Origin of the sequence: Ruegeria lacuscaerulensis, from assembly GCF_013034745.1 — a bacterium.
Lineage (GTDB): Bacteria > Pseudomonadota > Alphaproteobacteria > Rhodobacterales > Rhodobacteraceae > Ruegeria > Ruegeria lacuscaerulensis_B.
Map to the genome: position 1 here is coordinate 334,789 of NZ_WQGP01000006.1, position 12,447 is coordinate 347,235.

9 protein-coding genes are annotated in these 12,447 nt (G+C 59.5%); 7 read left to right on the forward strand and 2 right to left on the reverse strand.

The annotated features are described in order from the left end of the window. The first annotated feature begins 217 nt into the window (after positions 1–217). From GOV79_RS14285 to GOV79_RS14315, 7 genes are all read left to right on the forward strand, one after another. Positions 218–1,651 (forward strand): NAD(P)-dependent oxidoreductase, encoded by a 1,434-nt coding sequence (locus GOV79_RS14285; RefSeq protein WP_170771502.1) that lies wholly within the window; start codon positions 218–220, stop codon positions 1,649–1,651. Positions 1,652–1,674: 23 nt separating this feature from the next. Continuing rightward, positions 1,675–2,109, forward strand: coding sequence for a GFA family protein (locus GOV79_RS14290; RefSeq protein ID WP_170771505.1), 435 nt, complete (start codon positions 1,675–1,677; stop codon positions 2,107–2,109). After that, complete coding sequence (gltB, locus tag GOV79_RS14295; RefSeq protein ID WP_170790273.1) at positions 2,106–6,638, forward strand: glutamate synthase large subunit; 4,533 nt, start codon at positions 2,106–2,108, stop codon at positions 6,636–6,638. The genes GOV79_RS14290 and gltB overlap by 4 nt, the downstream gene beginning before the upstream one ends. Positions 6,639–6,754: 116 nt before the next feature. Then, a complete protein-coding gene (mtgA, locus tag GOV79_RS14300; protein ID WP_170790274.1) occupies positions 6,755–7,489 on the forward strand; it encodes a monofunctional biosynthetic peptidoglycan transglycosylase in 735 nt (244 codons plus the stop codon). A gap of 58 nt (positions 7,490–7,547) precedes the next feature. Continuing rightward, a complete protein-coding gene (fzlA, locus tag GOV79_RS14305; protein ID WP_170771511.1) occupies positions 7,548–8,213 on the forward strand; it encodes an FtsZ-binding protein FzlA in 666 nt (221 codons plus the stop codon). A 71-nt stretch (positions 8,214–8,284) separates the two neighbouring features. After that, positions 8,285–9,322: a tRNA epoxyqueuosine(34) reductase QueG gene (gene queG / locus GOV79_RS14310; protein ID WP_170790275.1), complete on the forward strand. Its 1,038-nt coding sequence runs from the start codon at positions 8,285–8,287 to the stop codon at positions 9,320–9,322. 71 nt (positions 9,323–9,393) lie between these two features. Then, positions 9,394–11,397 carry a hydantoinase/oxoprolinase family protein gene (locus GOV79_RS14315; protein WP_170790276.1) on the forward strand — a complete coding sequence of 668 codons (2,004 nt, stop codon included), beginning with the start codon at positions 9,394–9,396 and terminating at the stop codon, positions 11,395–11,397. 4 nt (positions 11,398–11,401) lie between these two features. On the opposite strand, the gene msrA is transcribed toward GOV79_RS14315, so the two are convergent. Further along, positions 11,402–11,911: a peptide-methionine (S)-S-oxide reductase MsrA gene (gene msrA / locus GOV79_RS14320; protein WP_170771516.1), complete on the reverse strand. Its 510-nt coding sequence runs from the start codon at positions 11,909–11,911 to the stop codon at positions 11,402–11,404. Continuing rightward, the gene (gene msrB / locus GOV79_RS14325) at positions 11,908–12,357 is read right to left on the reverse strand and encodes a peptide-methionine (R)-S-oxide reductase MsrB (protein ID WP_170786053.1); all 450 of its coding nucleotides are present in this window, start codon (positions 12,355–12,357) and stop codon (positions 11,908–11,910) included. The genes msrA and msrB overlap by 4 nt, the downstream gene beginning before the upstream one ends. Positions 12,358–12,447: the final 90 nt, after the last annotated feature.

Sequence of the window (12,447 nt, forward strand, 5' to 3'; positions counted from 1 at the left end):
CCATTGCCACGTGTTTTATGCGATTCATGGGTATAAGTGCTGCGTTGAAAAGGAAAGGACACTTATAGGTCCGAATCGGATCTATTTTTTCAAAGTTTTTGGACATCATTGGAAATTTTGCTTTGGAAATTACTAAATAGGTCAGCTTTTATGACTTTTCATCTGATCTTGCATCTTTTATGGAAGCTCGACCAAGCCAATTCATGGAGTCTGACCCGTGGCCAAGCAACCGATGCTGAAATTTGTGCAAGTCGATCGCGCCATGCCCGAAAAGCGTGCCGCAGACACGCGCAAGGAAGACTTTGACGAGATTTACGCCGAATTCGCCTCGGCCAAGGCGGAAGAGCAGGCCAGCCGCTGCAGCCAATGTGGTGTGCCTTATTGTCAGTCCCACTGCCCGCTGCACAACAACATCCCCGATTGGCTGCGCCTGACTGCAACCGGGCGCTTGGAAGAGGCCTATCAGACCAGTCAGGCTACCAACACCTTCCCCGAGATCTGTGGCCGTATCTGCCCGCAGGACCGTTTGTGTGAAGGCAATTGCGTGATTGAACAGTCCGGCCATGGCACCGTGACCATTGGCACGATCGAAAAATACATCACCGATACCGCATGGGACAAAGGTTGGGTTAAGCCCGTTGTTCCGGGCACCGAGCGCAGCGAAAGCGTCGGCATCATCGGTGCGGGTCCTGGTGGTCTGGCGGCTGCCGACATGCTGCGCCGCGCCGGTATTCAGGTGACGGTCTATGACCGCTATGACCGCGCCGGTGGTTTGTTGATGTACGGTATTCCGGGTTTCAAACTGGAAAAGGACATCGTGCAGCGTCGCAACGATCTGCTGGCAGATGGTGGCGTGACATTTGAACTGAATTGTGACGTCGACGCCACGAAATTCGAAGAAATTCGTGGGAAGCACGACGCAGTGATCATCGCCACTGGCGTTTACAAGTCGCGCGACCTGTCCATGCCGGGCAGCGGTTTGGCCGGGATCGAGAAGGCGATTGACTTCCTGACGGCCTCGAACCGCAAAAGCTTCGGCGACGCGGTTGAAGACTTCGACAATGGTCGCCTGAACGCGGCTGGCAAAAAGGTTGTCGTAATCGGCGGCGGCGACACCGCGATGGACTGTGTGCGAACCTCGATCCGTCAAGGGGCGACATCGGTCAAATGCCTGTATCGCCGCGACCGCGCGAACATGCCTGGTTCGCAGCGCGAGACTCAGAACGCCGAAGAAGAAGGCGTGGTGTTTGAGTGGCTCAGCGCGCCCAAGGGCTTTACCGGCGACGACAACGTCACAGGTGTGATGGTGCAGAAGATGCGCTTGGGCCAGCCCGACGCAACCGGCCGTCAGGCCCCCGAGGTGATCGAAGGCGCGGACTATGTCGAAGACGCCGATCTGGTGATCAAGGCGCTGGGATTTGAGCCCGAAGACCTGCCCAGCCTATTCGGCCAGCCCGACCTGCCCGTGACACGCTGGGGTACCGTCAAGGCGGCCTTCCAGACCGGCGAGACCGAGATGGACGGCGTCTATGCCATCGGTGACATCGTGCGTGGGGCCTCTCTGGTCGTGTGGGCGATCCGCGACGGGCGCGATTGCGCCGATGCAATCATTGACCGGTTCAACACCAAGGCTGCGGTTGCAGCCGAATAAACCCAGCGATCAGGAGCCTCGAAATGCCCGAGTTGCAAGGCCAATGCATGTGTGGCGCGGTCACGGTGACCGCTACGCCCGCGCGCGATGCGCTGGGCGCGTGCCATTGCGACCAATGCCGACGCTGGACAAGTTCGATGCTGGTTACTTTTCAGGCCGAAGAAGGCTACGCCGCGCTTGGGCCGGTCAAGACCTTCACCTCGTCCGATTGGGCCGAGCGCGCCTTCTGCGCTGACTGCGGCTCGGCGCTGTGGTACCGGATCACGCTTCCAGGTGAAATGCACGGACACACGCAAATCGCGGCAGGCCTGTTTCAGGATACAGGCCACACGCTGAAACTTGAACTTTACTTCGACAAAAAGCCCGAAGGATACGCGTTCGCAGGTGAACGCAAGCAAATGACCAAAGCCGAGGTCGAGGCCATGTACGCCCCCTCGGAAGAAGGAGACAGCCAATGACCAAATATGATGCCGATTGGGTGCGCGCCGAAGGAGCCAAACGTCAGTGGATGGCTGAAAACGGTCTCTATTCCGAGGAGGAAGAACATTCATCCTGCGGTGTCGGCCTTGTCGTGTCTGTCGACGGTAGGCCGTCGCGTAAGGTGGTCGACGCGGGGATTGATGCGCTCAAGGCGATCTGGCACCGGGGCGCTGTGGATGCCGATGGCAAGACCGGCGATGGCGCGGGTATCCATGTGCAGATCCCTGTTCCTTTCTTCTATGATCAGATCCGCCGCACCGGCCACGAACCCAATCTGGATGAGCTGATCGCGGTCGGTCAGGTCTTCTTGCCCCGTACGGACTTTGGTGCGCAGGAACAGTGCCGAACCATCGTGGAAACCGAAGTGCTGCGCATGGGTTACTACATCTATGGCTGGCGTCACGTGCCGGTCGATGTGACCTGCCTGGGTGAAAAGGCCAATGCGACCCGGCCCGAGATTGAGCAGATCCTGATCTCGAACTCCAAAGGTGTGGACGAAGACACCTTTGAGCGCGAGCTCTACGTGATCCGTCGCCGGATCGAAAAGGCGGCGTTGGCGGCAGGAATTTCCGGCCTGTATCTGGCGTCGCTGTCCTGCCGCTCGATCATCTATAAAGGAATGATGCTGGCCGAGCAGGTCGCGGTTTTCTATCCCGACTTGATGGACGAGCGTTTCGAATCCGCCTTTGCGATCTATCACCAGCGCTATTCGACCAACACCTTCCCGCAATGGTGGCTGGCCCAGCCCTTCCGCATGTTGGCCCATAACGGCGAGATCAACACGCTGAAAGGCAACGTCAACTGGATGAAAAGCCATGAAATCCGCATGGCGTCCTCGACCTTTGGGGACTATGCCGAAGATATCAAGCCGATCATCGCAGGCGGATCGTCGGATTCGGCCGCATTAGACTCGGTTTTCGAGGTTCTGGTGCGTGCGGGCCGGTCTGCTCCAATGGCGAAAACCATGCTGGTGCCGGAAAGCTGGTCCAAACAGGCGGTCGAGCTGCCGCAGGCGTGGCGCGACATGTATTCCTACTGCAACTCGGTGATGGAGCCATGGGATGGCCCCGCCGCCCTGGCCATGACCGATGGTCGCTGGGTCTGCGCCGGGCTCGACCGGAATGGTTTGCGCCCGATGCGCTACGTTGTGACGGGTGATGGATTGGTTATCGCCGGGTCAGAGGCCGGGATGGTGCCGATTGATGAGGCATCGGTGACGGAAAAAGGCGCGCTGGGTCCGGGTCAGATGCTGGCCGTGGATATGAAGCGTGGCAAGCTGTACCGCGACACGCAGATCAAGGACAAACTGGCCCGTGCCCTGCCCTTTGGCGAATGGGTTGGCAAGATCAACGATCTGAATGAAAGCCTGTCAGGCGTGACCGAAACCGCGAAGTTCAGCGGAGAGGAACTGCGCAAGCGACAGATCGCAGCCGGTTATTCTGTTGAAGAGCTGGAGCAAATCCTTGCCCCCATGGCTGAAGACGGCAAAGAGTCCCTGGCCTCGATGGGCGATGACACGCCATCGGCGGTTTTGTCCAAGCAATACCGCCCGCTCAGCCATTTCTTCCGCCAGAACTTTAGCCAGGTGACTAACCCGCCGATCGACAGTCTGCGCGAATACCGCGTCATGTCGCTGAAAACCCGGTTCGGTAACCTGAAAAACGTGCTGGACGAAGACAGCAGCCAGACGGAGATCATCACGCTGGACAGCCCCTTTGTCGGCAACACCCAATGGGACAAGCTGGTAGAAAATCTCGGTTCGCCGCTAGCGGAAATAGATTGTAGCTTTGAACCCGGTCGGGGCGCGTTAAGCGCCGCTTTGGCCCGTGTTAGAGCCGAGGCAGAAGAGGCCGTGCGCTCGGGCGCGGGGCATCTGGTGCTGTCCGACATGGGTTCGGGCGCAGGTCGCGTGGCGATGCCGATGATTCTCGCGACCAGCGCGGTGCACTCGCATCTGACCCGTCAGGGGTTGCGGACCTTCTGTTCGCTGAACGTGCGCTCGGCCGAATGCGTTGATCCGCATTATTTTGCGGTTCTGATTGGCTGCGGCGCGACCGTCGTAAACGCTTATCTGGCTGAGGATTCGCTGGCCGACCGGATTGATCGCGGCTTGCTGGATGGCACGCTGACCGAAAACGTCGCGCGTTATCGGGAGGCAATCGACCAAGGCCTGCTGAAGATCATGGCCAAGATGGGTATTTCGGTGATCTCCTCCTATCGCGGCGGTTTGAACTTTGAGGCCGTGGGCCTTAGCCGTGCCATGGTGGCGGAGTATTTCCCCGGCATGACCAGCCGGATTTCCGGTATCGGTGTGACCGGTATTCAGACCAAGGCCGAGGAAATCCATGCCAAGGGCTGGGACAGCGGTCTGGACGTGCTTCCCATCGGTGGTTTCTACAAGGCGCGCAAATCGGGTGAGACCCACGCGTGGGAAGCGACCTCGATGCACATGATGCAGATGGCCTGTAACCGCGCATCTTACGAGCTGTGGAAGCAATACTCGGCCAAGATGCAATCGAACCCGCCAATTCATCTGCGCGACCTGATGGATTTCAAACCGCTGGGCAAACCGGTGCCGATTGAAGAGGTCGAGTCGATCACCTCGATCCGCAAGCGCTTTGTCACGCCGGGCATGTCGCTGGGTGCGCTGAGCCCCGAGGCGCACAAAACGCTGAATGTGGCGATGAACCGGATTGGCGCGAAATCTGACTCGGGTGAAGGTGGCGAAGATCCGGCGCATTTCGTGCCCGAGCCCAATGGCGACAACCCGTCTGCCAAGATCAAACAGGTGGCCTCGGGCCGGTTTGGTGTGACAGCCGAATACCTGAACCAGTGTGAGGAGCTTGAGATCAAGGTCGCCCAGGGTGCGAAACCCGGCGAAGGTGGTCAGCTGCCGGGCATGAAGGTCACCGATTTGATCGCGCGTCTGCGCCACTCGACCAAAGGCGTGACGCTGATCTCACCGCCACCGCACCACGACATCTATTCGATCGAGGATCTGGCGCAGCTGATCTATGACCTGAAACAGATCAACCCGCGCTGTAAGGTGACAGTGAAGCTGGTTGCGTCCTCGGGCGTTGGCACGATTGCAGCCGGTGTGGCCAAGGCGAAAGCGGATATCATCCTTATTTCGGGTCACAATGGCGGCACGGGTGCGTCGCCTGCGACGTCGATCAAATACGCCGGTCTGCCGTGGGAGATGGGCCTGACCGAGGCGCATCAGGTTCTGGCGATGAACAACCTGCGCGACCGCGTGACTCTGCGGACAGATGGTGGTCTGCGCACCGGGCGCGACATCGTCATGGCTGCAATGATGGGAGCCGAGGAATACGGTATCGGCACCGCTGCCCTGATCGCGATGGGCTGTATCATGGTACGTCAGTGTCAGTCGAACACCTGCCCGGTCGGCGTCTGTACGCAGGACGAATCCCTGCGCGCCAAATTCACCGGCAATGCCGACAAGGTCGTCAACCTGATCACCTTCTACGCTCAGGAAGTGCGCGAGCTGCTGGCCAGCCTTGGTGCGCGCTCGATTGACGAAATCATCGGCCGGGCCGATCTGCTGGCGCAGGTAAGCCGTGGCTCGGCGCATCTGGACGATCTGGACCTGAACCCGCTGCTGATCACCGTCGATGGCGCACATGACATCGTCTACAACCGCGACAAGGACCGCAACGCAGTGCCGGATACGCTGGATGCCGAGATCGTGCGCGATGCGGCGCGGTTCCTGAAAGACGGAGAAAAGATGCAGCTGTCCTACGCGATCCAGAACACGCACCGGACGGTTGGTACTCGGGTATCCAGCCATATCGTGCAGAATTTCGGGATGCGGAACACGTTCCAGGACGACCACCTGCATGTGAAATTGCAGGGCTCGGCCGGTCAGTCGCTGGGGGCGTTTGCGGCTCCGGGGCTCAAGCTGGAAGTGTCTGGCGATGCTAACGACTATGTTGGCAAGGGCCTTTCCGGTGGCATGATCGTTGTGCGCCCACCGCAGGTCAGCCCGCTTAAGGCAGATGACAACACGATCATCGGCAATACTGTTCTGTACGGCGCCACCGATGGCCACCTGTTCGCAGCAGGCCGCGCAGGCGAACGGTTCGCGGTTCGGAACTCGGGCGCCAAAGTGGTGATCGAGGGCTGTGGCTCGAACGGGTGCGAATACATGACCGGCGGTGTCGCCGTGATTCTGGGCGACATTGGTGCCAACTTTGGCGCGGGCATGACCGGCGGCATGGCGTACCTGTACGATCCCGAAGGCAAGGCACAGGCTCTGATGAACATGGAAACGCTGGTGACCTGCCCGGTTACGGTGGACCATTGGGAAGACCAGCTGAAAACGCTGATCGAAACTCATCAGTCTGAGACCTTCAGCCGCAAGGCCGCTGATATCCTGCAACATTGGGATGTGGAAAAGGCCAATTTCCTGCAGGTCTGCCCGAAAGAGATGCTGAACAAGCTCAGCCATCCTCTGACCAATGAGGTTGAAGCCGTTCCGGCAGAATAAGTCGCCAATCAGTCAAATTGCAAAACCCGCGTACTAGTCCGGTACGCGGGTTTTCTTATTCATGGACCTTTACAACAGACATTTCAAACAAGACCTACACGTCGTATAGCTGTGGCATGGCAAAGAAAGCAGTCCGCAAGACAAGCGGTAAGAAAAAGAAGGCGTCGAAAGCCAAACCCAACGTCGTGATGCGGATTCGCCGCTGGGTCACGCGTGGGCTATTGGCGATTGCGGTGTTTGTAGTGGCGCTGATTGGGCTCTATTCGGTAGTCAACCCTCCGGTGACCCATACGATCTGGTCCGAATGGCGCAGATTGGGCAAGGTCGAGCGTGACTGGGTTCCCATCGAACAGATTTCGCCGATCATGGCGCGGTCAGTCGTAGCGGCTGAGGACGCCAATTTCTGCCGCCATTGGGGGTTTGATGTCGAAGCTATTCGTGACGCGATTGAAGGGGGTGGTGCCCGAGGTGCGTCGACGATTACGCAGCAAGTGGTGAAGAATGTCTTTTTGTGGCAAGGGCGCAGTTGGGTGCGCAAGGCGCTTGAAACTTCGATGACGCCGGTCGTCGAAATTTTCTGGAGCAAACAACGTATACTTGAAGTCTATTTGAACGTCGCCGAGACCGGAAATGGCGTATTCGGGGTTGAGGCAGCGGCACAGCGTAATTTCAACGTTCCGGCGTCCAAACTGTCCTCGGTTCAGGCGGCGCGGATTGCGGCGATCCTGCCATCCCCGCGAAATCGGTCGGTAACCGACCCGTCGGTGCGCACCCGCAGACGAGCGGCTGCGATTCTAGACGGGGCGGCCACCATCCGCGCAGATGGTCGCGCGGATTGTTTCGAGGATTGAAAAACAGGCCATCTCAGGGCTAAAGCTGAGGGGTATTCACTGGTTCGATTGGAAGCTCATGGCGCGTCTGTTTCACGTTCCCCTGTCCCCGTACTGCCGCAAGGTCCGTCTGTCGCTTGCCGAAAAGAAGATCGAGGTTGAGCTGGTCGAAGAGAAATACTGGGAACAGGACCCGGATTTCCTGCGCCGCAATCCGGCGGGTAAAGTGCCGGTCCTGCGATTGGACGGGCATGTCATGGCGGAAAGCAGCGCCATTTGCGAGTATATCGAGGAAACGCGCCCCGAACCCGCTTTGATGCCAAAAACACCGGAAGCCCGGTATGAAGTCCGGCGGCTAGTCGGCTGGTTTGACGACAAGTTTCATCACGAGGTGACATCGAAACTGTTGTACGAGCGGGTCAACAAGAAGATGACCGGGCAAGGTTACCCGGACAGCAAGAATGTCAAAGAGGGTGCCAAGGCGATCAAGTATCATCTGGACTACATGGCATGGCTTCTAGATCACCGGCGTTGGTTGGCGGGCGACCAGATGACATTGGCCGATTTCGCGGCCGCGGCGCATTTGTCGGCGCTGGACTATATCTCGGACGTGGATTGGAACCGTTCGGCGGCGGTCAAGGATTGGTACGCCAAGATCAAGTCTCGGCCTGCGTTTCGGTCTATACTGGCGGATCAGGTGCCGGGGTTTCGGCCTCCGCCGCATTACGCGGATCTGGATTTCTGATAGGGAGGCAGGGGGGCTGTCTGCCCCCCATCGCGCCGGGGCGCGATTCCCCCCGAGGATATTTTAGCCAGATGAAGAGCGGATCGGATTTAAAGGACAAGGTGGTCGCTCAGGCATTGAGTGAGGGGTTTGTGTCCTGTCGGATTTGTCGGCCGTGGGATGTGCCGGAAGTGCCCGCGCGGTTGCAGGCGTTTTTGGATTCCGGGTATCACGGACAGATGGGGTGGATGGCCGAACGGACCCATTGGCGGGGCGATCCGTCGGCTTTGTGGCCCGAGGCGCAGTCAGTGATCATGCTGGCCGAGAGCTATACGCCTGAACATGATCCGACGGAGGTTTTGGGCAATCCCGACCAGGGTGCGATTTCGGTTTATGCCCAGAACAAGGACTATCATGATCTGGTGAAAAAACGCCTCAAGCGGTTGGCGCGGTGGTTGATTGCCGAAGGTGGCGGCGAGGTGAAGGTGTTTGTTGATACAGCGCCGGTGCCCGAGAAGGCCCTGGGCCATGCGGCGGGGTTGGGTTGGCAGGGGAAGCATACGAATCTGGTCAGCCGTGATTGGGGAAATTGGGCCTTTATAGGCTCTGTTTTTACTACATTGGACCTGCCTGTGGATATGGCCGAGGTGGATCATTGCGGGTCGTGTCGCGCTTGTTTGGATGCCTGTCCGACAGATGCGTTTCCTGCGCCGTACAAGTTGGATGCCCGGCGCTGTATCTCTTATCTGACCATCGAGCATAAGGGCCCGGTGGACGAAGAGCTGCGCGGCAAGTTGGGCAACCGCATTTACGGATGCGACGATTGTCTGGCGGCCTGTCCGTGGAACAAATTTGCTGTCGCGGCCAGCGATTTGCGCTATGCGGCGCGGGATGATTTGGTGGCCCCGCCGCTGGTTGAATTGGCCGGGTTGGATGATGCGGCGTTTAGGGTCAAGTTCTCGGGCTCGCCCATCAAGCGGATCGGGCGGGATCAGTTTGTGCGCAACGTGCTGTATGCGATTGGGAATTCCGGTTTGCCCGCGCTGAAGCCCGTGGCGCAGGGGTTGGTGGATGATCCTGATCCAGCCGTGGCTGATGCCGCGCGCTGGGCGGTACAACAACTGCCATAAGTGCCGCAAACAGACTGGACGTGTCGGTCCAAACCGCTACACCCAATTTAGCGAACAGGAAGGAGAACCCGATGGCGCTGGCTTTGGGGGTGGATACGGGCGGAACCTATACGGATGCGGTGCTGATCCGGGATGAAGCTGAGGTGATCGCCTCGGCCAAGTCGCTGACCACGCGGGCAGACTTGGCAATCGGCGTGGGCAAAGCGATTTCGGCTGTGTTGGAACAGGCGGCGGTTGGCCCCGAGCAGATCTCGATGGCATCTTTGTCGACCACTTTGGCCACCAATGCTCTGGTCGAGGGGCAGGGCGGGCGTGTGGCGTTGGTCTATATCGGGTTCAAAGAAGGTGATCTGGATCGGCACGGGTTGCGCGACGCGCTGAAGGGTGATCCGGCGTTGGTGATTGCCGGGGGTCATAGCCATGCGGGGGGTGAAGTTGCTCCGCTGGATTTGGCCACGTTGCAGACGTTTTTAGACTCTCATAAAGGCATATCCGGCTTTGCCGTGGCCGCGCAGTTTGCCACGCGCAACCCCGCGCATGAGCTGGAAGCGGCGCGGATTATAGCCGAGCGGACGGGGGCTCCGGTCACATGTTCTCATCACCTGTCGGCCAAGTTAAACGGGCCGAAACGGGCAGTGACGGCGGTATTAAATGCACGGCTGATCGGGATGATTGATCGGCTGATCGGACGGGCGCAGGATCAGTTACTGACGTTGGGAATTACCGCGCCGATGATGGTGGTCCGCGGCGACGGCGCGTTGATGAGCGCCGAGCAAGCGCGAGAACGCCCGATTGAGACGATCCTCAGCGGGCCTGCGGCCTCGATCGTAGGGGCCAGTTGGTTGACGGGGGCCGAGAATGCGCTGGTGTCGGATATTGGCGGGACGACCACGGACATCGCCGTGATCCGCGACAGTAAGCCCGCAATTGATCCCAATGGTGCGCGCGTCGGTGGCTTTCGCACCATGGTCGAGGCGGTAGCGATGCGCACCCATGGTCTGGGCGGCGACAGTCAGGTCCATGTGGTGACCGAGGGGCTGGGAGGCGGCGTGGTCCTTGGGCCGCGTAGGGTATTGCCAGTGTCGCTGATCGCGGCCGAGGCCCGGGATGTGGTGCATGCTGAGTTGGACAAACAACTGCGCGCGACCACGGTAGGTGAACATGACACGCGGTTTGCCCGCCGCGTGCCCGGTATCCACGCCGAAGGGCTGGGTGCACGGGAAGAGGTGTTATTGGACCGTCTTGGCGATCAGGTTTTGCCGCTGAGCGACCTATTGCGCACACGGATGGAGAATGGCGCCCTGACGCGGCTGGTGGATCGCGGGATCGTTCAGGTCTCGGGCGTGACGCCGTCGGATGCAAGCCACGTTCTGGGACGGCTGGACGCCTGGGATGCCGAGGCCGCGCTTAAGGCTCTGGAACTGGTGTCACGCAAACGGGTCGGGTCGGGTGATGTGCTGGCGAAAACCCCCGAGGCTTTGGCGCAGATGATCGTGGATCAGTTGACCGAACAGACCTCTTTGACCTTGTTAGAGACTGCTTTTGCCGAAGAAGTCGAGGATTTTGGCATTCCCCCGGCCGACTTGGCCCGGCATGTTCTGACCTGCAAGGGGTTGGCCGGGCATCGGGGCCTGTTGGCTTTGGATGCGGCGCTGAATGTGGATGTGATCGGGCTGGGTGCCTCGGCCCCCAGCTATTACCCGGCGGTGGGGGACCGTTTGCATTGCAAGATGATCTTGCCCGAACATACTGGCGTGGCGAATGCCATCGGCGCGGTCGTCGGTCGCCTGACCTTGCGCCGGGCGGGGACGGTCACGTCGCCTTCCGAGGGCAAGTTCCGGGTGCATCTTGAGGACGGACCGCAGGATTTCAACGATTCCGAGGCGGCGTTGTCGCTGCTGGAATCCGTACTGCGATCCGAGGCTGAGGGCGCGGTACGCGACGCCGGGGCCGAGGATATCCGCGTGATCGTTGACCGCGACATCCGCACAGCCCGCGTCGAGGCGCAGGAGGTCTTTGTCGAGGCCATGATCACGGTCGAAGCCAGCGGCCGCCCAAGGGTCGCCGCCGGCTGATCGCTTATTCTGCCGCGTCGCGTTTGGGCAGAACCCAATCGGGGCGCGGGAAATGGCAGGTATAGCCGTTGGGGATACGCTCCAGATAGTCCTGATGCTCGGGCTCGGCGTCCCAGAAATCACCGACGGGCTCCAGCTCGGTCACGACCTTGCCGGGCCACAAACCGCTGGCGTTCACATCGGCAATCGTGTCCAACGCCACCTGTTTTTGCGCGTCATCCACATAGTAGATGGCCGAACGATAGCTCATCCCGCGGTCATTGCCCTGACGGTTTACCGTAGTCGGATCGTGGATCTGAAAAAAGAACTCCAGCAGGTCACGATAGCTGATCTGCGTGGGGTCAAAGAAAATCTCGATCCCTTCGGCATGGGTGCCGTGGTTGCGATAGGTGGCGTTGGGGACATCGCCGCCAGTATAGCCGACGCTGGTGCGGGACACACCCGGTAGCTTGCGGATCAGGTCCTGCATTCCCCAGAAACAACCTCCTGCTAGGACAGCGCGTTCTTCGGTCATTGGATTTCCTCCACATGGATCAGATAGTCGGCATAGCCTTCGGCCTCCATGTCATCGCGATGGACAAACCGCAAGGAGGCTGAGTTGATGCAATAGCGCAGCCCGCCATGTTCACGCGGGCCGTCGGGGAAGACGTGGCCCAGATGGCTGTCGCCGTGTTTTGAACGCACCTCGGTGCGAATCATGCCGTGGGTGGTATCCCGAAACTCTTCTACATGTTCATGCACGATGGGCTTGGTGAAACTAGGCCAGCCGCAGCCGGATTCGTATTTGTGAGTCGAAGCGAACAGCGGCTCGCCCGAGACGATATCCACATAAATCCCCGGTTCCTTGTTGTTCAGCAGCTTGCCGGTGCCCGGACGCTCGGTCCCGCTGTTCTGCGTGACATGGTATTCTTCGGGCGAGAGGGCAGCGATGGCCTCGGGGGATTTGGTGTATTGGGTCATGGATCCTCCGGTCGGTTGAGTTGCACCATTATTTGGGGGTTGGGGCGCAGAAATCAAAGCCTGTTTCATGCGCCTCGCGCCCTCGTGCGT